Raw genomic sequence first — 26,686 nt, forward strand, 5'->3', positions numbered from 1 at the left:
TGCCAAAGCGGCGCGGATCGTATTCACGCATCGAGATGTTGGCTGCTCCGTGTACCATCCAGCGGGCCAGCTCGCGGGTCAGCCCCGGCCCCCAGCCGATGCCGATCTGCGTGCCGCAGCAGCACCAGTAATTGCGCACGCCGGGGGCAGGGCCAATCAGCGGGTTGCCGTCGGGCGGGTGGCTGATCGCGCCGTGCACTTCGCGTTGAATGCCAAGCTCTGCAAAGATCGGCATGCGGTTCAGGCTTTCCTCAAGATATGGCATGACCCGGTCGTAATCGGCATCAAACAGCCAGTTTTCATAATCCCACGGGCAGTGATCGTGCCAGACAGAATTGGGGTTCTCTTTCTCATAGATCCCGATGAGGCCGCGCTTTTGCTCCATCCGGATGTAGCCCGACACCTTTTTGTCGTCGCGGATAACAGGAAGCTCTTTGTCGAGTGCTTCGAATTCGGGCACCGGTTCGGTGACAAAATAGTGGTGAGTCATTGAGGTCATCGGCAGTTGCAAACCTGACCATTCACCCATTTGGCGCGCATAGGTGCCGCCCGCATTGACAACGTGTTCGCAGGTGATCGTGCCTTTGTCGGTCTCGACCTGCCATTCACCCGAGGGCAATTGCGTGATGTTGGTGGCGCGGCACTGGCGGATGATTTTAACACCTTTCTGCCGCGCACCAGCGGCCATGGCCATCGTCACGTTCGTGGGGTCGACATGGCCGTCATCGGGCGTGTGCAGGGCGCCCAACACACCGTCGAGATTATAGAAAGGGTGCAGTTCGGCGACCTTCTCTGGGCCCACCAACTCGATGTTGAACCCCAGCGACCGACCGACCGACAGCGTGTGGCGCAACCAGTCCATTTCATCTGTTGTATAGGCCAGCCGGAAGGACCCACACCCGTGCCATGTGACAGGCTGGCCCGTCTCGGCCTCTAGCCCGCCGGAATAAAGCCCGATGTTATAATCAACACATTTGCCCAACCCGAAACTGGATGTCGAATGGGTGATCTGGCCTGCCGCATGCCATGTGCTGCCCGATGTCAGTTCGGCCTTTTCCAGCAGAACGGTGTCGTTGCCCCAGCCTTCGTGGCCCAGATGATAGGCCAAGCCCACACCCATGACGCCACCGCCGACGATGACCACCCGTGCAGTCGATGGAAACTCATTTGCCACAGTTATCCCTTTCAGCGAGTCGATTTTTCTCTCGACAACCTAAGCAAACAAAAATACCATCGTCAATCATGAATGGGACAAATGTATCAATTGCGATTCTGGAACGGCTGGCTCAAGAGCTACCCGACCTGACGCCCGAAGCCCGCAAGGCGGCCACCTATGTGTTGGAAAACCCGCGCGATGTGGGTGTTTCAACCGTGCGCGAGATTGCGCAGGCGGCAAACGTTAAACCCAACACCGTGGTGCGGATGGCGCGTCAGGTGGGATTTGAAGGCTATGAGGATTTCCGCGCGCCTTTCCGCGATGCCATACGGCGCGGTGCTGCCGACTTCCCCGACCGTGCGCGATGGCTGCAGGATATCCGCAAGTCGGGTGATCTCGGCGGGCTTTATGCGGATATGCTCAAGGATGCGCTGCGCAATATCGAAGAGACATTTGCCGCAATCTCCACCGACGATCTGAAAGCCGCCGCCGAGGCGATCTGGGCTGCGCGGCGGGTCTTTACGCTGGGGGTCGGTGTAAACAATTCTGTCGCGCGGAATTTCACCTACCTCGCCTCGACAGGCATGACGGAATTCCACGCGATCCCGCGGCCGGGGTCAACCCCGGCTGATGATCTGGCTTGGGCCGATGGCCGCGATGTGCTCATCGCGATGACCAGCCGGCCTTACCGCACAGAGGTGGTCAAAGCGGTCGAGATTGCCCGCGAACAAGGCATGACAATCATCGCGTTGTCCGACAGTCCGGCCAGCCCGATCCTGCGCGGTGCCGATCACGGATTCGTCGTTTCGGTCGACACGCCCCAGTTTTTCCCGTCGTCAATCGGCACCATTGCCCTGCTGGAGACGCTTTTGTCTTTCGTCGTTGCCGTGGCCAGCGAAGAAATCGTCGAGCGGGTAGAGACCTTTCACAAACGCCGCCACCAGCTTGGCATGTATTATGCGGAGGACAAATGACAGAACCGATCCGGTCGCTTGATGCGCGATACTATACCGACGCCAGCGTGTTCGAGGTGGAATGCGCAGGATTGCTGGCGCGCACGTGGCAATTTGGGTGCCATGCATCCGAAGTAGAGGGGGTCGGCGCCTACGCCACCTTTGAAATTGCGGGCGAGAGCCTGTTTGCGATCCGCGGCCGGGACGAGAAAATCCGCGTCTTTTACAACGTCTGTCAGCACCGCGCCCATCAACTGGTCAGCGGGTCCGGGACAACGCGGGTTGTCGTTTGCCCCTATCACGCCTGGACCTACGAATTGACGGGCGAGTTGCGCGCCGGCCCGAACCTGAAGGCCGTCGACGGGTTTGACAAATCATCCGTTTGCCTGACCGAGGTCAGGGTTGAAGAATTCCTTGGCTTTGTCTTTGTGAACCTTGATCCCGATGCCGCCCCGATGGAAGACTGGTTTCCGGGCGCGCGGGCCGAGTTGGAAGAATGGGTGCCCAACTGGGCCGCGTTGAAGCCGCTTGAATGGGTGGAAATTCCCGAAAACTGCAACTGGAAGGTCTCGGTCGAGAATTATTCAGAATGCTATCACTGCTCTTTGAACCACCCAACTTTTGCCAATGGGGTGGTGAAGCCAGAGACTTATGACATCCAGCCGCAGGGCATGTGTCTGCGCCATACAACGGAATGCCAATCGCTGGACCAGATGACCTATGACATCAACTCGGGGTTCGAGCATGCCGACGAATATTCCAGCTGGTTCCTCTGGCCGATGGTGTCGTTTCAGGTCTACCCCGGCAATGTGCTGAACACCTATCACTGGCGTGCGGTGGATAAGGACCACGTTGTCGTCTGGCGCGGCTGGTATTCTGTCGATGGGATTGACGATGAAAAGGTTCGCCTGCTGGCCAAGCAGGATCGCGCGACGACCGTAGAGGAAGACATTCATCTGGTCGAAAGCGTACAGCGCGGGTTGCAGTCACGCGGTTACAAGCCCGGCCCGCTGGTGGTGGACCCGAAAGGCGGGGTCAATTCCGAACATCCCGTCATGCATTTGCAACGCTGGATGAAGGAAGCGATTGATGGCTGATACCTTAATGCCCACTCAATGGACGGCAGAGCAAAAGCTGTTCCCCCATCAGGTCGGCTTCACTTGCCCCCCGTTTGATTTTGACGCCGCCCCGTCGGATTTCCTGCGCATGTCGCCGGATAGTGTGGGGGTGCACGGCTGGATGCTACATGTGCCCGACTACGCGCATGGACTGGACCAGCGTAAAAAGAACTTTGGAATGCTCGATGATTTTGTGCATTGCATGGCGCGCAACGGGGTCGATGTCTGCGGGCAGGTCGGGTCAAACTGGGTCCATGCCAGCGGTTTGGGCGTTGAAGGCATCCGTCAGCATTGCGCCGACCTGTCCGACAAATACGAGACCCGGTTTCACATGGCCGGCTACGCAATGGTCGAGGCTTTGCGCGATCAGGGCATCGAAAAGGTAGCCTTGAATGGTGCCTACCACTGGCCCGAATGGTGGCAGGGCACCGCCGGCTTCCTGCGCGAAGCAGGGTTCGATGTGCTTTGGGCGGGCAATTTTGTGGATCAGGGCTGGTTCCCCGATCAGGCCACGGTCAATGCCAAACGCTGGATTTTTGATGGTGATTTGTTTGAGCAGAGCTTTTCCTACGTGGCCGATAAGGCGCCAAAGGCTGACGCCTATCTGATCAACGGCATGTGCAATTTCCGCTCTGGCCCGTCGGGTTTGCCGCAACGACCGCTGCATCTGGCCCGTGCGATGGAGGCCCGTTTGGGCAAGCCTGTGATCGGCCATGACACCGCCCTTTATTGGCGGATCATGAAAGATCTCGGCATCGCGCCGACCACACCGCAAAGCCGCCTGTTGGAGAGCCTTCATGCATAAGATCATAGCACTTTGGGCCATCCCGCGTTCTACCTCCACCGCATTCGAATGGATGATGCGCCAGCGCGGTGATCTCGACTGCCTGCACGAACCTTTCGGCGAGGCGTGGTACCAGGGCGAAGACCCGCTTTGGCCGCGTTTCAAAGAGGGGGAGAAAACCACCAAGGGTCTGACCATTGAAAGCGTCTGGGACGACATTCAGGCCCGCGCCGAAAAAGGTCCGGTCTTCCTCAAGGATTTCCCCCACTACATCAACCACATGTGGACGCCCGACTTTCTGGGGCAGTTTACCCATGCCTTCCTGATCCGCGATCCGGCCAAGACGATCTCGAGTATATATAACAAATGGCCCGACTTTGATGAGCTGGAGGTCGGCTTTCCTGAGCAACGCGCCCTGTACGACCTGCTGACCGCTTTGAACGGCACGCCGCCCCCCGTGATCGACAGCGACGATCTGCTTGAAGACCCAGACGCCATGGTCGCAGCCTTTTGCGATGCAGTGGGTATCCCGTTTCTGCCAGAGGCGATGTCATGGGCCCCGGGCGGAGATCCATCAGCCCATTCGTGGTGGGATGGGGGCAGCTTTCACGCCAATCTGGCGCAATCCACCGGCCTGACGCCGCAGACGCGCCGCTACGTCGAAGTTGCCGATGCCCCCGAACGCGTGCGCCGTGTGCACAGGCGGATGAAGCCGCATTACGATCACCTTTACCAACACCGGATCAAAGCGACATGAAGACCTATTGGCAAAACTACATCGACGGCGCGTGGTGTGATGGCGGCGCGGGACGCATCGATGTTATCAACCCCGGAACGGGTGAAAAACTGGCGGAACAGGCGCTTGCCGATGCGGGCGATGTAGACCGTGCGGTCATGGCGGCCCGTCGGGTCCACATGTCCGGCGACCTATCGGACCTGCGCCCCGTAGAACGGGGCCGGATGGTGCAGGCAATGGGCCGCTTCTTGCTGGACCACATCGACGAGATTGCCCCCGTTCTGACGCTCGAACAGGGCAAACCGCTTTGGGAGGCGCGGATCGAGGTCGAAGGGGCTGCGCGCTATTTCGAGTATTATGGCAATCAGGCTGAAACCGTCGAAGGCCGCTCGATCCCGCTTGGCAAAGACTACTTCGATTTCACCACCTACGAGCCGTTTGGTGTCTCCGCCCAAATCATCCCTTGGAATTATCCTGTTGAAATGACTGCGCGTTCGCTGTCGGCCGCACTCGCGACGGGCAATAGCTGCGTCATCAAGACACCCGAACTCACACCGCTCAGCAATGCATGGTTCGCCCATGCGGCTGAGGCGGTTGGCTTGCCAAAGGGCGCGGTGAATATCCTGTGCGGGTTGGGCCATGAGGCAGGAGCGGCTCTGTCCGCGCACCCGCATGTAAACCAGATCGTTTTCACAGGATCAGTACCAACAGGGATCGCCATCGCGACGGCTGCTGCGCAGAACGTCGTTCCGTGCGTGTTGGAGCTTGGCGGCAAATCGGCTGCCATTGTCCATGATGATGCCGACCTTGAGGCCTTCGAGACTGACGTACGCTGGGGCATCTATTTCAACGCAGGTCAGGTCTGCTCGGCGATGAGCCGCGTGATTGTCCATGACAGCGTGCATGACGCATTGGTCGAGCGTATGGTGGGTGTTGCCCAATCGCTGATCGTCAAACCAGGGATTGATCAGCCCGACTTTGGCCCGACGATGGGCGCGATGGTGTCTGACGCGCAGCGCGACCGCGCCGTTGCCATGATAACGGCCGCACAGCATGAAGGGGCCACTGTTGCGACCGGCGGGCACAAGCTGAATACGCCCGGAGCATTTCTTGAGCCGACGATCCTGACCAATGTCACGCCAGATATGACAATCGCCCAGAGCGAAGTCTTTGGCCCGGTTCTTTCCGTCCTGAAATTCTCTGCCGATGACGAGGCGATCAAGATCGCGAACGGCACGCCTTATGGCTTGGTTGGTGGCGTTTTCACGAACAATCTGGATCGGGCCACAAGCGCCGCACGGCAGTTGCGGGCGGGGCAGGTTTTTGTGAACGAATGGTATGCAGGCGGGGTGGAAACGCCCTTTGGTGGCTACGGTAAATCCGGCTATGGCCGCGAAAAGGGCCGTGAAGCCTTGTGGAATTACGTGCAGACAAAGAATGTCGCAATCAAATTGAAGGGCTGACACATGAGCGCATTTGACGAAGACCTGTTTCTGAAGGGCCTTGAGCAACGCAAAGCAACACTTGGCGCAGAATACGTCGAGAAGAATCTGGCCGCCGCCGATGACTTCACGCGCCCCTTTCAGGAGGCGATGACAGCTTGGTGCTGGGGCTTTGGCTGGGGCGACGATGTGATCGACGCCAAGACACGATCGATGATGAACCTGTCGATGATCGGCGCATTGGGCAAGATGAGCGAATGGGAAACCCATTGCCGCGGTGCGATCACCAACGGCGTCACCCAAGACGAAATCCGTGCCATCATCCATGTCATCGGCATCTACTGCGGCGTGCCGCAGGCGCTGGAATGCTTTCGCGTCGCGAAAAAGGTCTTGGCCGAAAGCGAGACATGAAAACGAGAAATACCGGGAATGCGGCTCGGACGAGAATACTCTAACCGCACCAACAAGGAGAACTGAAATGACAAAAACGAAAACCGGAAAATCTGTGCATCCTGCGGCACTGATGTATGCGAAAGAACATGGTCGCGGCCAGCTTGATCGGCGCGAATTTCTGACCCGGGCGACGGGCCTTGGCTTGACGGCTGCCGCCGCCTACGGGTTGATTGGCGTCGCAATGCCAACCCCGGCCAGCGCCCAGATGAAAGAAGGCGGAACGCTGCGTGTCCAGATGAGCGTCCGCGCGCTCAAGGATCCGCGACTTTATGACTGGTCGGAACTCGGCAACGAAACACGCGGCACGCTGGAATATCTGGTCGAGTACAATTCCGACGGCAGTTTCCGAGGCATGCTGCTGGAAAGCTGGGACATCAACGAAGACGCCACCGAATACACCCTGAACGTGCGGAAGGGGGTCAAATGGAATAACGGCGATGATTTCACTGCCGAGGACGTCGCACGCAATATCATTGGATGGTGCGACAAGAACGTCGAAGGCAATTCGATGGCCGGACGTTTCGCCGTCCTCGTAAATCCCGAAACCGGCACAGCGATCGACGGATCGGTCGAAGTTGTGGATACGCACACTGTCAAACTCAATCTTCCACGACCGGATATTTCGCTGATTGCGTCCATGTCGGATTATCCGTCCGCGATCATTCACGCGAACCATTCATCGGATGATCCCACCCAGTTCATTGGCACTGGTCCGTATGTAATCGAAGTACTTGAGGCCGGAATCAAATGCAATCTGGTACGAGCAGAGAACCACACCTGGTGGGGTGAAGATGTCTTTGGCCGTCCCGCGCTGGATCGGATCGAGTATATTGATTTCGGCACAGACTCTGCGGCGTGGCTGTCGGCGCTCGACTCCGAAGAAGTCGACATGTTGCACGAAACCGTTGGAGAATTCGTGAACGTGCTCGACGATCTCGGCTACGAGAAATCCGAAGCGGTCTCTATGCAGTCGATTGTGATCAGGGGTAACCAACTTGCAGAAGTCGATGGTAAGAAACCTTATGCGGACCTGAAAGTTCGTCAGGCGATCCAGATGGCCGTGGACAATGCGGTCTGCCTGGAACTTGGCTATAATAGTGCGGGCACAGTGGCCGAAAACCATCACCTTGGGCCGATCCATCCGGAATATGCTGAACTGCCGAAGCCGGAATTCGACCCGGCCAAGGCCAAGGCGTTGGTGGAAGAAGCCGGCATGGCGGATTTCGAATTCGAGCTGATGTCTATCGACGACGACTGGCGCAAGAATACAGCAGACTCGGTTGCAGCCCAAATGCGCGATGCAGGCCTCAATATCAAACGCACTGTGCTTCCGGGTTCAACCTTCTGGAACGATTGGGCAAAATATCCCTTCAGTTCCACAAACTGGAATCATCGGCCGCTTGGTGTGCAGATCTGGGCGCTCGCCTATCGGTCGGGCGAGGCCTGGAACGAATTCGGTTGGTCCAATGCTGAATTTGACGCCTTGCTGGAAGAGGCGCTGTCGATCGCTGATGCCGAAAAACGCAGCGCAGTGGCCAAGAAGGCAGCCGAGGTCATCCGTGCCGAAGCTGTGACGATCCAGCCTTACTGGCGCTCGGTTTATCGCCACATGCGCAAAGGCGTCGTCGGTGCTCCAGCACATGTAGCCTACGAACATCACCACTATAAATGGGGTTGGGCTGGCTAGAAAAAGCTTCTCGTGGGCCGTCGATTCTGGCGGCCCATAACCTCGATCAGTTTAAGCAGAACCGATCGCAAGTGGCCGTTTGCCGCCGCCATGAACCCTTTGGAGCAATCAGCGCTTACGTCAGACCCATCGTGCACATAGGACTTTCTCGGTGCCAGCACCATACGGCGCATGAATGGCTGATTCAGGAACTGCCTCCTTCCGATGCATTACACTCAAACAGGGCCGCGAAGCCTTGTGGAATTAGGTGCAGACGAAAAACGTCGCAATCGGATTAAGGGGCTAAAAGATGAGCGCACTTAATGACGACCTTTTCCTGAAGGGGCTGGAACTTTGGCCGGATTAATAATTTGATCGACGCCAAGACACGGTCAATGATGAACCTGTCAATAATCAGAGCGCTGGGCAAAATGCACGAATGGGGAATCCATTGCCGTGGCGCGATCAGCAAAAGAGTGACCCAAGACGAAATCCGCGCGTTCATCCACGTCATCGGCATCTACTGCGGCGTCCCCCAAGCGCTTGAGTGTTCTTTTGTTGCGCAAAAAATCTTGAGGATGCCTAGCCCAACACTGGGGGCGCTCAAGATGCAATGCATTGTTTTTCAATCGTCCAAGCGCTTGGCATAAATAATCCCACTACAACGGCACAGATTGCAGCCAAGCGGTCGTTAACGGAACTGTCTCGAATGGCCGCAAAGTCCGCGCCCTTCGAGTTCAAGTGTCATGCAGCGAAAATGCAGTTTAGGTAAGGCCGCTAAATCGGTTCGGCAATGACCGCTTAAGTGACTTGAGCCGCATCGCAGCAAGAAACTTGCCGAACATGCAAAGCAATGCTGCGTCAGCAGTATGCTCAAACACCAATGTCGGGAAAGTCCCGCATTGCTGACATTGATGCTCTGTGCAGCGAAGGTCAGCTCTCCGCACCAAGGAGCCAACTGTGGGTCGGCAATTAGCAACTCATCGCAACAATTAAATCTGTCATCAGAAATTTTTCGACCGTTCAAGTTATAGTCTCGGAATTCGCGTATCCATTTTCTCGTCTCCACCACCAAGGAGATGAAAAATGGATGGTTCACATTTCGACAAACGCTACCCTGTTGTCCTGCGCTTTGAAGGCATCGGCCCAGAAAATCTTGCCGGCTATGAGAAGCATCGCAAGCGGGTTGGCGGCGACGTAGGCCACATCCTCAAGAACCCACCCGCTGAAAATCGCCTGTTGATTGGATCTGAGGATTGGGCCGCTGAAGCATTGGCTGAGATTGCCGAGATCAAGGCGCAGAACTTTGCGTCCGAGCTGGAAGCCCTGGAGCAGCGCAAACGAAAGAAAGACATCCAGAAGCGGCTGGCTGAGGGGCCGCACAATCCATGGCGACCGACGCGACACGGGCCGATGCGCGAAGTAATCTTGACGGCCAACAAAGAGTGGTTCGATGCGGACCCAGCGGCTGTCTTCGGCGAAGGTGTCGAGCACAATCAACGGATCATAGATTTTGAAGAGCGGTCGATTGCCTGGCTGAAGGATGTATTTCGCGATGATGTCATCCACGCCCGCGCAGACCTTGATGAAGAGGCCTACCACATTCACGCTGTGATCATGCCGCGCATGCAGGTTGAGATGACACGCACGAACAAAAAGACTGGCGAGAAAAAAGTCATCGCCACCCGGCAGATGTTGCAGCCTTCTAAGTTTAACGAGATCAAAGATTATGAGTACGCCCAGAATAGCGTTGGCGAATGGTTCTCCGAGATCGGTCTTGATCGTGGGGAACGGCGCAAGGCGGCATACAAAGAGGCCGTCGCCAAGGGCGAGACCCCGCCTCCAAAGCGGATGCACAGTAAAACACGCGACTGGCGGCGGAAGAAGGACCGTGAGCTGTCGAAACGAGAGATCGACCTGGACGCGCGATCGGCGGTGGTCGAAGAACGGTCGGCAGAGGCCGATGCCATAATCGGGATCACCGACGCGATCGGGCACGGTGCCGTTGATCTTGCTGCCGACAACACAGATCGCATCTCACCCACTAAAGGGCACGAAAACGATGACGTATTCCTGCAAGCCGTGGCGCACGTAAAGCGGTCGCCCAAGGGAGCTTCACGCGTTGCCAAGGCGTTCCGTGCCGGCTGGGCCACGATGTTCAAGAAGGCGCGACAAGATGCATTCCAGCGTGTCAGCGACGACTTCAGGCTGGCCACAAAAACTCTCAAGGAAGCGACATGGTTGCTGACCAAAATTGGCGGTTCTCTCGGCGCTGGATTCTCTGCTGATGTTGGCTCACTTTCGTCGCTAACTGAACGTCTCAAAAAGGCTGTGGCAGCTGGTACGGTCTCGCAGAAAAGACAAAATCATAAAAAAGATTACAACGATGACAATAGTTTAGATGATTGACCTCCTTTTTTTGCTTGTCGCGCTCCCATCCAAAAAAATGGAGAGCAATATAATGGGAACGGCGCCCGGGGCAATCCCGTCCCGGGGCGAAAACCAACAGACCGAAGGACCTTCAAATGACTAAGCGTATGACTACAAAGCCCGCCAAATCCACCCGCAAAAACCGCACTGCGATCCCGATGAGCCAGGCCATGGAAGCCGCCATGTTCAAAGTCGCCAGTGTTGCGGCCAATGTTTCGAGAAAGGACGAGGCCACACAGCGTGCCGCGCGGCAAGCCATCGCGGATACTGTAGCCGAATGGATTCACTGGCTGAACGAAAACCACCCCGAAGCGGTGCATGAGTTTTACTACGAAATCTGCATGTTGGCCACCAGTGGCAACCGCAACCGGATCGCCAAGCACTCTCTTATGCCAGAAGGTTTGCTCGACCGGGTCGAAAAAGATCTGAAGGCTCAGAAGGAAGAAGCCGAGCGCGAGGCTGCAAAGGCACTGGCCAAGGAAGAGGGCAAAGCTTCTGTCGCCGCCGAATAATCAGCTACCAACGACAAGTGAAGTTCGCCAAAGTCCAAATCCCCCTCCCGCAACCAAGTTTAGCGAATTATCGCTTTCAGCAAGGCCCGCCTCATCGGCGGGCCTTGCTGCGTTTCGTATAGCGACCAATTCTCCACGCAGTTCCAGCTTATGAGCCTTTGCCTTCTCGTCCCAGTTCACCACCACCGTATCAACCAGACTGTGTCGCGCGTCACTGGCGTCGCCAGAGATGTTTTCATGCGAGGCGAGCGCGCCGTCGAGCGGGAGCAAGCGCTGGAGCTGGACTGCAAACGCGAGACGCTGCGTGGCAGTCGATGACGGACTCAGTTTGAGAAGAGCGGAGATTTTCTTCTGGCTGCCCGTTAGCAAGTGTGTTGACCGCCATACTTTCGCGCTTAGGCTTGTTTCTTAAGTTCGGCTTGGCTCTGTGTTGGGCTTTGTCTATCTGCGCTGCTTGCTCAGGTGGAGGGCGCGTTTACACTGCCGCCGCTACCCAAATATCTTGAGTTCCTAGATTGTGAACTTGGGCCCAAGTGCCCTATCCCATTTGACCATCTTTCCAATCAAGAAAGTGAACTGTTTTTGTTAGCGACCAGGCTGATTGACGAAATCCATCCGCGCTGGAGTTAATTCGAAGATGCGTTAGAGCAATCTCCAGATGTGGGGAGTTGTTTGGCCTAAGACGAAGCCAGCAAGGAGAGCCCCGACTTGCTTTTGATGGAGTGAAAAAAACTAGGTACATGATTGGCTCCCGAGTTTGTCTGTTCAGGGGGGCTTACTCGCCTTGGTCATCCCACCCTGATGCACAATGGATGAGGTATCACGGATCCCGCGTTGGCGATATCCAGGCCGGGCCTGAACCCCGCAAGGCGCGAGATCACAATAAGATTTTCTGGCAGATGGACGGCGACCCAATATCGAAAGCGAAACCCTCACTGGTTTGTAAGCCTAACGGGTTTCGACACCGTCCGATCTTGAGGCTACGGCGTGAACTATAACTGAGAGCTAAATATTTTTTTGGGGGGGCGTAGCGAGATTATCTACACTTAATTAGTTAAAGGAGTATAGCCTGGGCACGTTGCGCCTAGCAGGGAGTCTCATCGATCTCGCGCTCTCCTTTGGTTGGCCGAAGATGTGATCCAATCACTGATGCGGCGAAGCCAATCGCCAATACAGCAATACAGATTTGCAAAAGCTGTTCATACTTGTGCCCTTCATACAGAACAGTTTTGGCCCATATGGTGTCCCGTGCAAAGTAGAGCATCGCACCAACCATTGCCGCTGAAAAGCTAACCAGAAAGGCCCAGAGGCTGACGTGACGATCAAGGAACAAACCGGCCAATAAAATGGGTGTCAAAAACATTGATGCAGTTCCTGAAACTGCAACCGCATCAAACAGGGTTTGATTGCCCCACAAGGTCAACAACGCTCCGGGCACAGCAATGGCCACCATCGCCAAACGCCCGCCCAACAAGCTACGGTTCACCATCCCTAATTCTTCGGTGGCCAGCCGCGCTGATGACGCAAGCGCAGAATCAAGCGTTGAGAGGGCTGAAACGAGCAATGAAACCATCAGCGCGACAAACACCCAATTGGGCAGCATTGTTGACCAGGTTCCGATCAATTGAGCTTCATAAGTCGCGCCGACCAAAGCGGCTTGTATGCCGAAGAAACCAAAGCCCACAATGCAAAGCGTAGATATCCAAAAAGCGTGTATGAAGCTTTGGCGGGTTGTCTTTTCATCGCTCAGAAATCCGCGGTCCATCATAACAGGGTCATGTGCCGGATACGAAAATACTTGCAGAAAGGCGACCAACAGCAAGACCCAACCGTTGTATCTGCCTGAAACGCCCTCGGCCGTTATCGCCGCGCCTAAATCAAAGCTGGGTGAGGCAAGAAGCGCAACAAACGCTGCACTGAAAACAACGAGAAAAATTACCATTTGGATAACGTCTGTTCGCAGCGAAGCACTCAGCCCACCCCAACTGGAATAGGCCAAGACAAGAGCTGTTGCGATTACAATGACAAGGCTTTTGTGATCTGAAAACTCTGGGAGTACCGCCACAAAAATCAATCCGACGACAATCAGGTTGGCGAAAATCTCGGATAACAAACGCAAAGAGACAACGAGATTGTAACAGCTTTGACCGACCGTACCGAAATGCGCGCCGAGCCAATCCTGCACAGATCCTGCACCCGCAGCTCGCAGCTGCGCGACAATCAATCCGCCCGTCAAAAATGATATGTAATATGCTGCATAAGCCAGCACGCCTGCGATACCATAGTAGTAGCCTAAGATAGCGGAATTCATCAAAGAACGTGCAAAAATCCAAGTGGTCACCTGGCTGAGTACGAGAGTCCATAAGCCAGGTGGAGTGCCGTCTTGATCGAGCCCGGCAAAAAAGCCTTCGGCGGTCGTGTGCCGCGGTGTCATGGCCAAGGTCAGCGCAATGATGGCGGCGAAAATACCAAAAATTACGGCAGGTTGCATGGTCGATTTCCTTTGGTGTGGGCCTGTCCCAGGCTTTGGCGGCAGCTATCAGGATGGTCTCACACGCGCACTACAAATGTTTGTGACGCAGCCTGCAACGTGTCGATAATTGGCTTGTCTGTGCCTCCACGCTGGCGCAGTCTTTGTAAAGTGGTACGGGGATGTTAGATGAAATTTCGAGAGTTGGGACGGCTTGACGGCGACCTTCTAATTTTTGGAGGCCCCTATTCCAACCTGCATGCCTTGCAGGCTCTTGCTCAAATTGCGGCGGACTATCCAGCGCAAAATGTCATTTGCACCGGCGATGTAGTTGCCTATTGCGCGGATCCAGCGGCCTGTGTTGCGTTGATCCGCTCGCGCGGCTGGACTGTCGTTGCTGGCAATTGTGAGCGTCAACTACAAGCTGAAGCGGATGATTGCGGTTGCGGTTTCGAGGATGGCAGTGTCTGTGATCTGCTGTCGCGTGATTGGTATGCGTTTGCGAAGGCTCGGATGTCCTCTTCGGACCGCGCGTGGATGGCCAGCCTGCCTGACGGTGTCATTTTTGAAAATCGGGGACAGCGACATGCAGTGATTCACGGTGGCATGACAGATTTGGCGGCCTTTATTTGGCCAACCTGCCCACCACAGGTCTTTGAGGCAGAGGTTGCCGCTATTGGTACACCAGTTGATGTGGTGATTGGCGGCCACTGCGGAATAGCTTTCGAAAAGCAAGTCGCGGGAGTAACGTGGTTCAATGCAGGTGTGATCGGCATGCCGCCGAATGATGGCAGCCCACAGACTCGATATGGCAAGCTATCAGAAGATGGCTTTAGCGTCGAATTGCTCGATTACGATTATCAAGGGGCCGCCACTGCGATGGAAAAGGCTGGGCTGGCCGGAGGATATGGCGATGCGCTGGTCAGCGGCAACTGGCCAAGCGAGCAAATTCTGCCGATTGAGTTGCGACACAAAAGCGTTGGGATTGAGCCGAGCGGGTGACTTGTGATCTGGTGCTGCGCGCCTGTAGCGCGCGACCAAAAGCGGCAAGATGACAGCTGCTTGTAACCTGCCTCAAGGGCCTTGATGCACAACAAACTGGTCGGCGTCCACGGGTTTCCCGAACTGCAGTAGGGCGATTTGCGCTTTGGGCGGCTCCTGTCAGCGCATCACGAAAGGGTCAGGAATGGGCTCGTCGCTGGTGCGCAGCCAAACGGCTTTTACCTTGGTGTAATCCAACGCGGCTTCGATGCCGCCTTCGCGCCCGTGGCCAGACAGCCCGTGGCCACCAAAAGGCGCGATCGGGCTCACGGCACGGTAGGTGTTCACCCATACGATGCCAGCACGTATGGCGCGGATCATGCGGTGCGCTCTGGTTAAGTTTTGTGTGAACAGCCCCGACGCCAAACCAAATTGGGTGCTGTTGGCGATTTCGACGGCTTCAGCTTCGGTTTGAAAGCTGACAACTGACAGGACAGGCCCGAAAAACTCCTGACTCAGGCTGACGGCTTCCGGGGCACCGTCACAATCCAGAATGGTTGGCGGGAAGTAGAACCCATCGCGCTCCAGAGCGACACCGCCAGTGACAAGCTTGGCGCCTTGTTTGACAGATTGCGCGATGAGGGCGAGCGCATTGTCACGCTGGCGCAAGGTGCAAAGCGGCCCGATTTCGGTTGCCATATCGTCTGGCGCGCCAATGACGATGGCTTCGGCCTTTTCCTTGAGGCGCGCAAGAAAGGCATCTTTGATTGTTGCGTGCACAACAAGGCGCGAGCCGGAAACGCAGCTTTGTCCTGTTGCGGCAAACACCCCTGACACCTGCGCATTTACCGCGCTTTCCAAATCAGCATCGTCAAAGACGATGAAGGGAGACTTGCCGCCCAGTTCGAGCGAAGTGGATGCCAGATTTTCGGCCGAGTTTCGCACGATGTGGCGTGCTGTTTCGGGGCCACCCGTGAAGGCCACATGGGCGACCTTTGGGTGGCTGGTCAGCGTGGCGCCAACCTCGGGGCCACCCGTCACAATATTGAGTACGCCCTTGGGAAACCCCGCCTGATCAAAAATACGCGCAAACTCCAGCATGGGCGCTGGCCCTTCCTCGCTGGCTTTCAAAACCACCGTACAGCCCGCAGCGAGCGCGGGCCCTATTTTGACGGCAGACAGAAAGAGCTGCGAATTCCACGGAACAATTGCAGCGACAACCCCGATAGGCTCGCGGCGGAGCCAGACTTCCATATCGGGCTTGTCGATTGGAAGATGGGCGCCTTCGATCTTGTCAGCTAGCCCCGCATAGTAGCGGTAGTATTCCGCGACATAGGCGATCTGTGCGCTTGTTTCGCGGATGATCTTGCCGGTGTCACGGGTCTCCAGCTCGGCCAGACGGGGTGCGTTTTCTGCGATCAGGTCTGCGAGCCGCATCAAAAGCTTGCCGCGTGCTGTCGCTGTCATCAAGGCCCAGTCAGGCGAGAAAAATGCACGTTCTGCGGCCTCTACAGCACGGGAAACATCGGCAACCGAGGCCGCTGGCATCTTGGCCCAGGGCGCGCCAGTTGCAGGGTCCAGGCTGTCAAACTGGCTGCTTCCATCGAGGAACATGCCGTCGATATACTGCTGAAAAATCTGCATTCCACTTTTCCCTGTCTGGGCCTTACGCGAAGGCTGGCATTACGCCGTTGATAAACCTTTCAAGCGAGGCTTTCTTGCGCTCAAACGGCATCGAGCTGTCGATCCAGAACGAATATTCATCATATCCTAATGCTTCATACGCCTTGAGGCGTTTGATCACTTTTTCTGCTGTGCCGATCACCAAGTCACGCTCCATGGCCTCAGGCGTATAGAACGGGTGGGCTGCGATCTCTTCGTCTGTCAACGGTGCAATCAGGCCCTGATCGACATCGCGCTTGTTCATAAACCATGCCCCGAAGTAGCAATAGAACCGGTTGAGCTCGATGGCGGCCTCTTTGCTGTCTTCATCACTGTCCGCGACATATGTATGCAAGAGCAACATGATCTCGGGGCGAGGGTGATCCGAAAATTTGGTGCAAGCCGCGTTGAATTTATTCATGAGATCAGTGATCTCCCCGTCTCCGTTCCACAGGGGGGTAACTTGCACGTTACAACCCTGCTCTACGGCAAACTCGTGGCTATTGGGGTCACGCGCCGCGATCCAGATCGGCGGGCCTTCTTCTTGCGCTGGTTTGGGAGATGATGTGGTTTTGGGGAATGAGAAAAACTCACTTTCATGGGCATAGTTGCCCTTCCACAGAGCTTTGATGGCGGGCACCAGCTCGCGCATTCGCTGTCCTGCCTCCCAAGCGTCCATCCCGGGCATGAAGCGTTCATATTCATACGAATAAGCGCCGCGTGCGATGCCAAGATCCAGGCGGCCGCCTGTGATGATGTCGGTCATGGCGGCTTCACCTGCCAGACGGATCGGGTGCCAGAACGGCGCAATGATTGTGCCTGTGCCCAAGCGCACGTTCGATGTTTGGCGCGCGATATCCACGAGGTTGAGCATCGGGTTTGGCGAGATGGTGAAGTCCATCCCGTGATGTTCGCCAGTCCAGACTGCATGCATCCCGCCTTTATCGGCGATTTTGCACAGCTCGACGAATTCATCGTATAGCTTCTTCTGATCCTGATCAGAGGAAACGCGCTCCATGTGAGCAAAAAGAGAAAACCTCATGCCTTAACTCCCTGAAGTCATCGGGCGGACTTTACCGCTGACGTGGTTGCCAAAAAATACTCCGAAATTCCCGATCCGGCTTTCGCTCGCAAACCGCTCGAGCATGATGCGGGCGGCCGGATCAGTGATCTGCATCAGTGTGGTCGCAGACAGTTCGACAAAGGCGCCACAAGACGCGGTGTCACTGCTTGCCTGACAGAGGAATGAGATATGGTGTGTTGCGCGGGCCTCATCTTCGTAGACCGAGTAGATAAAGCCGGCCTCGGCTTCGGCACCGTTTGATGTGATGAGCCGTTGCAAAACGGTCGAAACACCTTCTTTGCCAACCCGTGTTTCTGGGAGCGAAAGTTTGCCGTGGCCATCCTCAACCAAGAGTACTTTGCCTTGATGCTCGATCAGCACCGAAACCAGTAGGTTGGCATCGTTGTTAAGGGCCTCGGCTTCCAGCGTGGGGGTGACATAGGCACCGCGCGCGTAGCCAAGGCCGGGCCTTGTGCTGTTCTCGAAGGCTTCAACCTTGCCGATCAGGATCAGATGGTCTCCGGCCTCTACCGTCTTGAACATCGAGCAATCAAACCAAGCCGAACCATCATCAAACACAGGCGCCCCGTGCGGCCCTTTCTGCCAAGTCACCGCAGCAAAACGGTCTTCAACGGGCCGTGCAAAGGTGTTGGACACGTCCTTTTGCGTTTCTGACAAGACGTTGACAGCAAAGCCTGACGCAGTTGCGAGAGCTTCATAGTTGCTTGAGGTCTTGGCGATGCAGATGGACACCAGCGGCGGGTCTAGCGAGACCGACGAAAACGAATTGGCTGTAAAGCCGATGGGGTTCCCTTCTGCATTATGGGCGGTCACAACGGTCACGCCAGTCATGAAGGCACCAAAAGCGTCGCGCAGTGCGCGCGGGTCTAATTCGGTCATTGCGTTTCTCTCTCTTGTCCCGTTTTCAGCCAGTCTTGCAGTGCTGTGTTCACTTCATCTTCAGCTGTCAGGTTTACCATGTGGCGGTGCCCCTCTATCACCAACGCGCGTCCAAGCGGCGCGGCGTCGGATATGGCTCGCGCCATCGCTGGAGACGAATTCTGGTCACCGCTTCCCGTCAGTGCGAGCAACGGGCAGGTGATCCCACCGATCTTGTCAGCATAGGTCGTGTCTCCGCGGGCGAAGGCATCATAGGCTGTGCCGTAGCCCTCGGAGCTCACTTTCGAAAGCCAACCTGAAACCTGCGCGCGGGCGGTCTGCTCGGTGGGTGTGTCGCCAAACCATCGGGCCAGCGGTGTTTCCAGATCAACCACGCCATCGCGGATCTGGGTTGCACGCTTTTCCACCGCAGCGCGCGCCTCTGGCGAACGGCAATACACCACGTTGAGCAGTGCCACGCGGTCAAGTTGTGCGCGATGCGTCGCTGCAAACCCCATCGCGATCAGCGCGCCCATGGAGTGCCCTGCAAGGCTGACGCGTTTCAGGCCGAGCGCATGAAGCGCCGCCTGTAACCAGCCAACAAATTCAGGAAGCTGTGCGCCAGATCGGAGTGGTGCGGACCCGCCATGCCCCGGCATGTCGAGGGCCAGTACGCGGTGTGTTTTGGACAAGGCCTCAATCTGTGGCATCCACGCGGCCGACTGCATGCCGACCCCATGGATCAGCACAACCGGCGGCCCAGACCCCGCGTCGCGGAACGCCAGTGTCCCGTAGGGTTCAGACAGCTGCAGGGTTGTCAACGTCATGACCAAGTTCCTGTAGGTCTTGATACCTGTCACCGATGCGGTGATGCGGGCGTCCTCCGATAGAAGCACCCAAGGCAACAACGATTTCGCCCGGGGCCGGTGCGTCTGCGACAGACAGCTGAATGGTCAGGTAGTGGCTGCGCCGACCGCCGTCATTTTTGTCCATCAAAGGAATTTGCAAAGATGCATTCGCGGGGCCGCGCGTGTTGGTGAAAGCCAGATAAGACTTGGCGCCAACAGCTTCGCGAAAGTGATTGCCGAACCGCAGGGTGTGGATCAGAGCGGACGCATGTTCAACTTCGCCATCCACGCCGACAATCGCAGATTTACCGTAGCCCTCGACCTTATCGCCGCCACCTGCCGCCTCCAGCACCATTTCTGTTAGCATCTCGCCAAGACCGGGCGCGCAATCATGAATTTCGGGGCGCAGATCTTCGACAAACCCACGGCCTGCCCATGGATTTTTGATCACGGCAACCGCTGCGATCATTTTGAGGGGCGTCGGGGCAACCTTGCCGCCTTCAATCAACGTGTTTTCCACATGAAGCAGTGTCTTACGAATTTCAGCGGGCATTGCATTTCCTTGGCTTGGTGAGTCGTCGCAGATCATGGTATACCATAAGACGGTATGTCAAGAATACTTGAAGCCCTTCCTTCGCCCTGATAAGCTGAACGCATGACATCAACCCAATTACAAAAGATCACGAAAGCCCCGCAAACTCTGCGTGATATCGTGCAAGACCGAATGCGGGAGGCAATCATCGCAGGCCATTTTGCGCCCGGTGAACGGCTTGTTGAGCGCCCCTTGTGCGACCAGCTGGGTGTTAGTCGCACGGTCATTCGTGAGACCATCCGATATCTCGAAGCTGAGGGTCTGGTTGAAATCGTACCCAACCATGGGCCTATTGTGGCCACGCTGAGCTGGAATCAGGCACGACAGATCTATGATGTGCGCTTGCTGCTGGAAGGAGCCGCTGCATCGGCTTGCACGTTGGCCCAAGGCACAGGTTTTGGCCCGAAGCTGACGGAGGCTCTCAAGGCTGTCGAAGCCAAGATGGATGACACCGAATGGTCAGAGCTTTTGCAAGCCACCACGCGTTTTTACGAGCTGATCTTTTTGGAGGCGGGGCATACCGTCGCTTGGGGCATTGTGCAGCGCCTGAACGGACGGATCAGCCGTCTGCGTGCCCTGACGATAGCGGCCCGCAATCGGGAAACATCAGGCATGAACCACATGACATCGATCCACGACGCAATCCTCAGTCGTGATGCTGACGCCGCTCGCGCGGCTGTGGAGGCGCATATCACCGATGCTGCCAAAACGGCGCAAGGCTTTTTGAAAGTTTCTGATACGGAGCACAAAAATGGCTAAAGGATACTGGATTGCTTTCGTGACCGTGACGGACGCGGCCCGATATGCAGGCTATCAGCAGCACGCACCTGCAGCTTTTGCCAAATACGGAGCGCAGTTTCTGGTGCGGGGCGATGACGGTGAAACGCTGGAAGGGCAGGCATTTCAGAGGCATGTGGTCATTGAATTTGAGAGCAAAGCTCAGGCGCTCGCCTGCTACAACTCGCCCGAGTACCAATCAGCGCGCGCACATCGCGATGCGGCCTGCACAGCAAACATCGTTATAACCGAAGGCATTGCCACTTGAGGGAGCACACAGTGACAACTTTTGATGAAGATCTATTCCTGAAAGGCCTTGAACAGCGCAAGGCGACACTGGGCGCAGAGTATGTGGAGAAGAACCTCGCCGCTGCAGACGAGTTTACCCGCCCTTTTCAGGAGGCCATGACCGCTTGGTGCTGGGGCTTTGGGTGGGGCGATGAAGTGATCGACGCCAAGACCCGCTCGATGATGAACCTTTCCATGATCGGCGCCTTGGGAAAGATGACCGAATGGGAGCTGCATTGCCGCGGGGCCATCAACAACGGTGTCACCAAAGAAGAAATCCGGGCCATCATCCATGCGGTTGCCATTTACTGCGGTGTCCCGCAGGGGCTTGAATGCTTCCGCGTGGCGAAGAAGGTTCTGGGCGATGACGCGCCTGAGACTGGCCCTCGGTGAAGCCTGAACGCGCTTCTACGCCCAGAATTCAGGTTGCCGAATAATCAGTCGACAACGGCAAGCGAAGTTTGCCAAAGGCCGCCACCCCTCCCGTAAGCAAAGTGGATTATACTGCGCGCGCTTTGCCAAGCTTTTTAAGGGTTAAGCGTAGCGGATAGGAACCTTGGCAAACGATGGCCTGCCGGAAGCCGCTCTGGCGGTGTCATAGCGGGATGAATTGAATGCTGTGTTGAGTTGCCCGTTCATTACTTAAAGTCTCTACTGGGGAAAAAGCGTTTGGCTTGATCGCGAGGGTGCATGGTGAGGAGGTGCGCGCGCCTGCGCGGTGCGTCGTCTGCTTGGGGTTCGGTCAGACCAACGGCGCTATCCATCGGATGCCCGAGCTCACCTAGGTGGTGTGAGACGTCCTCGACGGTTTGTGCAATGAGGTGCACCACGATTCCTTCGCGCTGTACCAGGCCTGTGACACGTAGCAATCGCCCGCCCATCACTGCACGACGAAATTGTTTGTAGACGGTTTTCCAGACCACCACATTTGCAACACCGGTCTCGTCTTCAAGCGTCAGGAAAACGACTCCAGATGCGGTGCCGGGGCGTTGCCGCGTGATGACCAGACCACAGACCGAAATGGCGCGCTTGGCAATCGGGCTAAGGGGGATGTTGGGCAAGTCGGCATGGGAAGTAAGGTCTGCCATTTTAGGACGCAGCAACTCCATTGGATGGGCTTTGAGTGACAACCGCATGGCGACGTAATCCTCGACCACCTCTTCGCCCAGGTGCATGGTGGGCAGGGTGACAGCTTGCTCATTTATTCCTTCGCCTTCAATCAAGTCATTGAAAAGTGGGAGCGGTTTAGGACCGGTAATGGCTTTTACAGCCCAAAGTGCATCGCGTCGCCCCATGCCGAGACCTGCAAAAGCATCTGCTTCGGCCAGCCGTTCGAGAACCGCTGGCCCGACCCCCGCGCGCAACCAAAGTGCCTCAGGGTCGGTGTAGCCGTTGCCCCGTGCCGCGACAATCCATGCGGCATCCTCTTCGCGGAAGCCTTTTATCTGGCGAAACCCGAGCCTGAGCGCCAGAGACCCGTCGGCACGTTTTTCCAAGGTGCTGTCCCATGCGCTGGCATTTGCGCAAATCGGACGCACTTCGATTTGATGTTCACGAGCATCCCGCACGATTTGTGCAGGGGCGTAAAAGCCCATTGGTTGGGAGTTGAGTAATGCGCAAGTGAACGCGGCAGGATGATGGCGTTTGAGCCACGCGGAGACATAGGCGAGCATCGCAAAGGCGGCGGCGTGACTTTCGGGGAAACCGTATTCACCAAATCCCTCTATTTGGGAAAAGCAGCTTTCTGCGAATGCGGAAGTATAGCCGCGCTCTAACATTCCATTGATAAATTTGTCGCGTAGCTGGCCAATGGTGCCCATCCGTCTAAACGTCGCCATAGAACGGCGTAACTTGTCGGCTTCTGAGGGTGAAAACCCTGCTGCGACAACAGCGATTTGCATGGCTTGCTCTTGGAACAGTGGCACGCCCAGAGTCTTCCCGAGCACTTTTTCGAACGCAGGAGAGGGGAACGTGACAGGTTCTTTGCCTTGTCGGCGGTTAATGTAGGGATGCACCATGCCCCCTTGAATCGGGCCTGGACGCACGATGGCCACCTCTATCACCAGGTCGTAAAACACGCGGGGTTTCATCCGCGGCAAGAAGTTCATCTGCGCGCGGCTTTCGACCTGAAACACGCCAATGGCATCGGCCGCGCAGAGCATATCAAAGGTCGGTGCATCATCTTGCGGGACGGTCGCGATGCGATAGGACGGGCCGCCATGCTGCGCGATCAGCTCGAAACTCTTGCGGATACACGTGAGCATGCCAAGGCTGAGAATGTCGACCTTGAGAATGCCGAGCGCGTCGATATCATCCTTGTCCCACTCGATAATCGTACGGTCTTCCATCGCCGCGTTTTCAATCGGACAGAGTTCGTCCAGACGACCCTTTGTTATGATGAAGCCGCCGACATGCTGGCTCAGGTGGCGTGGGAACCCGATGATCTCTCCGATGAGTTTGATGGTCAATGCGAGGCGAGGATCGGTCATGTCGAGGCCGATTTCCTTGACCCGTTCAGGGTCTGCTCCCCCACTGTCCGAGCCCCATATTTGTCCCGAGAGGTTGGCTGTCACATCCCTGGATAGCCCCATGACTTTGCCCACTTCCGCGATGGCGGCTCGCGAGCGGAAATGGATCACGGTTGCACAAAGCCCTGCACGATGACGGCCATATTTGGTGTAGATATGCTGGATGACCTCTTCGCGGCGCTCATGCTCGAAATCTACATCTATATCTGGTGGCTCTCCACGATGCTCGGAGACGAACCTTTCCACCACCATTGTGATGGTTTCAGGGCTGACGTCGGTGATGCCCAAGAGATAGCACAGGATCGAATTGGCCGCAGAGCCGCGCCCCTGACATAGGATGCCCTGAGAGCGTGCGAACTGAACGATGTCATGCACGGTGAGAAAATAGGCGGGAAAATCGAGCGTTTTGACCAGGGCCAACTCTTTTTCCATTTGTGCAATGGCAGCGTCTGGTGCGCCCTTTGGATAGCGGGTTATGAGCCCTTCATGAGCCAGTCGCGCCAAGCGATCTTGGGGAGTTTCATTATTTGCGATTTCGTCCGGGTATTCATAGCTCAACTCTGACAAGCAAAAGCTGGACTTGGCTGCAATCTCTACAGTGCGACGTAGGGCTGCTGGATGGCGCTCAAACAGGCGCTTCATATCGGCCTCGCCTTTGAGGCGGCGCTCAGAGTTGGGCAGGGCGCGTGTGCCTATTTCGTCGATGCTGATGTGCTCTCGCATGCACGTCAGGACATCCGCCAATTGTCGCCGCGCCCCATGGTGCATGAGTACGTCTCCCACAGCCACCATCGGCGCGGCGGTATGATGAGCAAGGGCCGCGCAGGCATTAAAATAGCGCTGATCGCTTCCGTCATAGCGGGGAGCTGCTCCGACAAAAACATCTGCGGGGAAATGTTTCTTGAGGGTGGTAATTTCAGCTGCACTATCTTTTAGCGACTGTTGTGGAAGTGCAATCAAGCTCATTCCCGCGCATCCCTGTGTCAAATCCTGCAGCTCCAAGTGACACGCGGCTTTGGGCGCACGTCGTTTGCCAAGGGTAAGCAGCCGTGTCAGCCGGGCATAGGCTGCGCGATCTTGAGGCAAGGCGATCCAATGTGTGCTGCTATTTCGCAGGATCAGCCGCGCCCCAATGATCAACTTGGGCAGCTGTGTATCCTCGCCCAATTCACGGCACAATTCCTTGCGCGCTGAATATGCCCGTACCACGCCAGCCAGAGAGTTGTGATCGGTGATGGCGATGCCCTTCAACTCGAGAGAGGCGGCGCGCGTGATTAACTCCTCCGGATGCGAAGCACCGCGTAGGAACGTAAAGTTCGAAGTGCAACATAACTCCACATAGCCTGGATCGAGGGACGGGTTTCGGAATGTCATGCGAATTCACCTTGTACGAACCAGCTCGGATTTTGAGGGGTATAAAACAACCACAGTCGTCGCCCTTCGCGGGTGTCTACTTTCCAATAGTCGCGTACGCCTGAACGCCAGTTGTCATCGGGTAACCACCATTCGGGGGCGATGCGCTCTGGGCCTGTCGCGCGCCCCGTTGTCAGAGACATACGTCGCCAGCGGAACTGTACGGGTGGCTTTGATCCGACGGCTGCAATCGGTTCGGGCGTAAACAGGCGCAAGGGGCGCGAGTGTAGGCTGGCCCATGATCCTGACGGGGAACTATATGCTGCCGGGACACTTTGGAAACTGCGCTCTGGGATGTGGCTATCGGCAGGCAAAAACCGCTGGATATTATCCAGCCCGATGCGGTTTCCAAGGCGCGTAATGAGATCCTCCAAACCGTCGGGGCGCGATGCTTTGGACGCGTTGATTTGTGCGTCCAACAAACGCTCGACCTGTGTGGCCTCAAGGCGCAACTGATCAATACCATAGCCCGCATCCACCGCATCCACCCCGCGCGTGAACAGTGGTAAAATCCGAGCTGCATCGCGCATGGGGGCAGCCAAGCGTAGCTCTACCTGCTGTGCGCCCTGATCGACGCGGCGCAGGGTGAGTTGCAATTGGCGCGCGCCCATATCCTGAGCTTTGAGTTTGTCGCACAGTCGAACCAAAAGGCGCTCGGTGCCCATCATCACGTCTGCGACCAATCCAATAGGATCGGGTAACGTCATGCGCACGCTGTAATGAGGTGCCTCGCCTAGAGGGGCGATGACCTCATCCTGTGCACCCATCGCTTGATCCAGACGTAACATCACATCGGGGCCAAACCGTCGCGCCAGCGTAGCGCGTGGCAAGGCGAGGAGGTCGCCAATTGTGCGCAACCCAAGGCGCTGCAGGGACGTGTCGGATTTTGCATCAAGGCGTAGGGCGGCCACAGGCAATGAGGTTATATCTTCCGTGTACGTACGCGCATAATGGGTGAGCGCCCAGGCCGCGCCGCGTGTATCAGCAGCCGCAACCCGCCCTTTTACCCCTGCGCGGGCAAGGCTGTGGCGCATGTCGTTAAGCATCTTCGCCTCACCGCCAAACAAGTGTGCTGCCCCCGCTATGTTGAGCATCAGGCCATCTGTGCCATCCAAGCCGACCCAAGGGCAGTATCGCTTGCCCCACCGTGCCAACGTGTGCAGGAATTTTGCATCGGCGATCTTATCTGCCGGTTCGCTTTGCAAATCGGGGCAATAAGCCCGTGCATCTGAGAACCCCATGCCACGATGCAAACCTTGGGCCTCTGCCGCGGGGTTGAGGCAATAAATGCGGTCGGTATTTTTCTCATGATGGATCAGCGCGAACGGGCGATTGTTGTCGGCGATGTGGCCCAGACCTGCGCGTAGAACCCTATCGCTGGGCAACCTCGGAAACCACATTGATACGACGCGTTTGCGCATCCCACTTCACCGACCACACGCTTAATGTTCCTGATTTGTTCTTTATAATTTCCCACCGTTGGAGAGTCGAGTCTTCGCTTTGTGTGTCAAAGAGTGGGGAGGCCTCCCAGCGTGTTTCGGCTGCATTTGATCCCATACCCTTTGGGATCAGACACAAACCAGTCGTTCCACCTGCTTTGGCTGCCAGCTGTAGTCGTCGCCCCTCCCGTAGATTTAACGGGCGGGTTATTTCAAGAATAACAAAGGGCAGTACGCCATCTTTGAGTGTCTCCTCGGCGACCCCTAACGCGTCAGCTTGGTCTTTGGGGTGGGCGAAGAGCAGATCCTCAGGATTGACAAAAGGCATGAGGCCTTGTGGTGCGACCGTGTCGGACAGCCAACTTTGCCGGATCCAAAGGCTACGGCCCTGTGCTGTCATAGCGGCAAAACTCACGGCTCCCGCTCCGCAGACCTCATGGACACGTGCGGTGCGAAGGGGAAAGACGTTTTGGAAAGTGACTCGCATGATTAGAAC

23 protein-coding genes and 1 pseudogene are annotated in these 26,686 nt (G+C 56.5%); 14 read left to right on the forward strand and 10 right to left on the reverse strand.

Translation table 11 applies throughout. The features are described 5' to 3' along the window. Window positions 1-1,120: NAD(P)/FAD-dependent oxidoreductase (locus tag ACTG3X_RS02620; protein ID WP_439109902.1), on the reverse strand; the 1,120-nt coding region annotated here is incomplete at its 3' end. A 122-nt stretch (window positions 1,121-1,242) separates the two neighbouring features. On the opposite strand from ACTG3X_RS02620, the gene ACTG3X_RS02625 reads away from it, so the two are divergent. The 10 genes and pseudogenes from ACTG3X_RS02625 to ACTG3X_RS02670 all read left to right on the forward strand — a co-directional run bounded on the left by ACTG3X_RS02625 (window position 1,243) and on the right by ACTG3X_RS02670 (window position 11,250). Then, window positions 1,243-2,130: a MurR/RpiR family transcriptional regulator gene (locus tag ACTG3X_RS02625; protein ID WP_439109683.1), complete on the forward strand. Its 888-nt coding sequence runs from the start codon at window positions 1,243-1,245 to the stop codon at window positions 2,128-2,130. Next, on the forward strand, window positions 2,127-3,206 hold the full coding sequence (locus tag ACTG3X_RS02630) for an aromatic ring-hydroxylating oxygenase subunit alpha (protein WP_439109684.1): 1,080 nt from the start codon (window positions 2,127-2,129) through the stop codon (window positions 3,204-3,206). The genes ACTG3X_RS02625 and ACTG3X_RS02630 overlap by 4 nt, the downstream gene beginning before the upstream one ends. Continuing rightward, window positions 3,199-4,032, forward strand: a complete 834-nt coding sequence (locus ACTG3X_RS02635) for a hypothetical protein (RefSeq protein WP_439109685.1) — start codon at window positions 3,199-3,201, stop codon at window positions 4,030-4,032. Before ACTG3X_RS02630 ends, ACTG3X_RS02635 begins: the two co-directional genes overlap by 8 nt. Then, a complete protein-coding gene (locus ACTG3X_RS02640) occupies window positions 4,025-4,768 on the forward strand; it encodes a sulfotransferase family protein (RefSeq protein ID WP_347849208.1) in 744 nt (247 codons plus the stop codon). Before ACTG3X_RS02635 ends, ACTG3X_RS02640 begins: the two co-directional genes overlap by 8 nt. After that, window positions 4,765-6,210 carry an aldehyde dehydrogenase family protein gene (locus tag ACTG3X_RS02645; RefSeq protein WP_439109686.1) on the forward strand — a complete coding sequence of 482 codons (1,446 nt, stop codon included), beginning with the start codon at window positions 4,765-4,767 and terminating at the stop codon, window positions 6,208-6,210. Before ACTG3X_RS02640 ends, ACTG3X_RS02645 begins: the two co-directional genes overlap by 4 nt. A gap of 3 nt (window positions 6,211-6,213) precedes the next feature. Continuing rightward, window positions 6,214-6,600 (forward strand): carboxymuconolactone decarboxylase family protein, encoded by a 387-nt coding sequence (locus ACTG3X_RS02650; protein WP_439109687.1) that lies wholly within the window; start codon window positions 6,214-6,216, stop codon window positions 6,598-6,600. A 67-nt stretch (window positions 6,601-6,667) separates the two neighbouring features. Beyond that, window positions 6,668-8,329, forward strand: a complete 1,662-nt coding sequence (locus ACTG3X_RS02655; protein WP_439109688.1) for an ABC transporter substrate-binding protein — start codon at window positions 6,668-6,670, stop codon at window positions 8,327-8,329. A gap of 326 nt (window positions 8,330-8,655) precedes the next feature. After that, window positions 8,656-8,958, forward strand: a pseudogene (locus ACTG3X_RS02660) (carboxymuconolactone decarboxylase family protein); the annotation flags it as partial. 436 nt (window positions 8,959-9,394) lie between these two features. After that, window positions 9,395-10,717, forward strand: a complete 1,323-nt coding sequence (locus ACTG3X_RS02665) for a plasmid recombination protein (RefSeq protein WP_439109689.1) — start codon at window positions 9,395-9,397, stop codon at window positions 10,715-10,717. Window positions 10,718-10,833: 116 nt separating this feature from the next. Then, complete coding sequence (locus ACTG3X_RS02670) at window positions 10,834-11,250, forward strand: hypothetical protein (protein WP_439109690.1); 417 nt, start codon at window positions 10,834-10,836, stop codon at window positions 11,248-11,250. A 1,084-nt stretch (window positions 11,251-12,334) separates the two neighbouring features. Here the strand turns inward: ACTG3X_RS02670 and ACTG3X_RS02675 are convergent. Then, window positions 12,335-13,741 (reverse strand): sodium:proline symporter, encoded by a 1,407-nt coding sequence (locus tag ACTG3X_RS02675; protein WP_439109691.1) that lies wholly within the window; start codon window positions 13,739-13,741, stop codon window positions 12,335-12,337. Between the two features lie 168 nt (window positions 13,742-13,909). On the opposite strand from ACTG3X_RS02675, the gene ACTG3X_RS02680 reads away from it, so the two are divergent. After that, complete coding sequence (locus ACTG3X_RS02680) at window positions 13,910-14,722, forward strand: metallophosphoesterase family protein (protein WP_439109692.1); 813 nt, start codon at window positions 13,910-13,912, stop codon at window positions 14,720-14,722. A gap of 159 nt (window positions 14,723-14,881) precedes the next feature. Here ACTG3X_RS02680 and ACTG3X_RS02685 read toward each other — a convergent pair whose 3' ends face one another. The 5 genes from ACTG3X_RS02685 to ACTG3X_RS02705 are packed head-to-tail and all read right to left on the reverse strand — an operon-like array spanning window position 14,882 to window position 19,706. Beyond that, window positions 14,882-16,345: an aldehyde dehydrogenase gene (locus ACTG3X_RS02685; RefSeq protein ID WP_439109693.1), complete on the reverse strand. Its 1,464-nt coding sequence runs from the start codon at window positions 16,343-16,345 to the stop codon at window positions 14,882-14,884. 22 nt (window positions 16,346-16,367) lie between these two features. Continuing rightward, entirely contained in the window at window positions 16,368-17,405 is a 1,038-nt protein-coding gene (locus tag ACTG3X_RS02690) for an LLM class flavin-dependent oxidoreductase (RefSeq protein ID WP_439109694.1), read from the reverse strand. Window positions 17,406-17,408: 3 nt separating this feature from the next. After that, window positions 17,409-18,326, reverse strand: a complete 918-nt coding sequence (locus tag ACTG3X_RS02695; RefSeq protein WP_439109695.1) for a flavin reductase family protein — start codon at window positions 18,324-18,326, stop codon at window positions 17,409-17,411. After that, window positions 18,323-19,132 carry an alpha/beta fold hydrolase gene (locus tag ACTG3X_RS02700; RefSeq protein ID WP_439109696.1) on the reverse strand — a complete coding sequence of 270 codons (810 nt, stop codon included), beginning with the start codon at window positions 19,130-19,132 and terminating at the stop codon, window positions 18,323-18,325. Before ACTG3X_RS02700 ends, ACTG3X_RS02695 begins: the two co-directional genes overlap by 4 nt. Next, window positions 19,104-19,706 (reverse strand): amino acid synthesis family protein, encoded by a 603-nt coding sequence (locus ACTG3X_RS02705; protein ID WP_439109697.1) that lies wholly within the window; start codon window positions 19,704-19,706, stop codon window positions 19,104-19,106. The genes ACTG3X_RS02700 and ACTG3X_RS02705 overlap by 29 nt, the downstream gene beginning before the upstream one ends. A gap of 102 nt (window positions 19,707-19,808) precedes the next feature. Here ACTG3X_RS02705 and ACTG3X_RS02710 point away from each other — a divergent pair, with 102 nt between their 5' ends. The 3 genes from ACTG3X_RS02710 to ACTG3X_RS02720 are packed head-to-tail and all read left to right on the forward strand — an operon-like array spanning window position 19,809 to window position 21,203. Further along, window positions 19,809-20,504, forward strand: a complete 696-nt coding sequence (locus ACTG3X_RS02710; protein WP_439109698.1) for a GntR family transcriptional regulator — start codon at window positions 19,809-19,811, stop codon at window positions 20,502-20,504. Continuing rightward, window positions 20,497-20,790, forward strand: coding sequence for a DUF1330 domain-containing protein (locus ACTG3X_RS02715; RefSeq protein ID WP_439109699.1), 294 nt, complete (start codon window positions 20,497-20,499; stop codon window positions 20,788-20,790). The genes ACTG3X_RS02710 and ACTG3X_RS02715 overlap by 8 nt, the downstream gene beginning before the upstream one ends. 11 nt (window positions 20,791-20,801) lie before the next feature. Beyond that, window positions 20,802-21,203, forward strand: a complete 402-nt coding sequence (locus ACTG3X_RS02720) for a carboxymuconolactone decarboxylase family protein (RefSeq protein ID WP_439109700.1) — start codon at window positions 20,802-20,804, stop codon at window positions 21,201-21,203. Between the two features lie 245 nt (window positions 21,204-21,448). On the opposite strand, the gene ACTG3X_RS02725 is transcribed toward ACTG3X_RS02720, so the two are convergent. The 3 genes from ACTG3X_RS02725 to ACTG3X_RS02735 are packed head-to-tail and all read right to left on the reverse strand — an operon-like array spanning window position 21,449 to window position 26,605. Beyond that, window positions 21,449-24,712, reverse strand: a complete 3,264-nt coding sequence (locus ACTG3X_RS02725; RefSeq protein WP_439109701.1) for an error-prone DNA polymerase — start codon at window positions 24,710-24,712, stop codon at window positions 21,449-21,451. Then, window positions 24,709-26,151: a Y-family DNA polymerase gene (locus tag ACTG3X_RS02730; RefSeq protein WP_439109702.1), complete on the reverse strand. Its 1,443-nt coding sequence runs from the start codon at window positions 26,149-26,151 to the stop codon at window positions 24,709-24,711. Before ACTG3X_RS02730 ends, ACTG3X_RS02725 begins: the two co-directional genes overlap by 4 nt. Continuing rightward, window positions 26,123-26,605 (reverse strand): ImuA family protein, encoded by a 483-nt coding sequence (locus ACTG3X_RS02735; protein WP_439109703.1) that lies wholly within the window; start codon window positions 26,603-26,605, stop codon window positions 26,123-26,125. The genes ACTG3X_RS02730 and ACTG3X_RS02735 overlap by 29 nt, the downstream gene beginning before the upstream one ends. Window positions 26,606-26,686 lie beyond the last annotated feature (81 nt).

This window comes from Lentibacter sp. (assembly GCF_965658795.1).
In the GTDB taxonomy this organism is placed as follows: domain Bacteria; phylum Pseudomonadota; class Alphaproteobacteria; order Rhodobacterales; family Rhodobacteraceae; genus Lentibacter.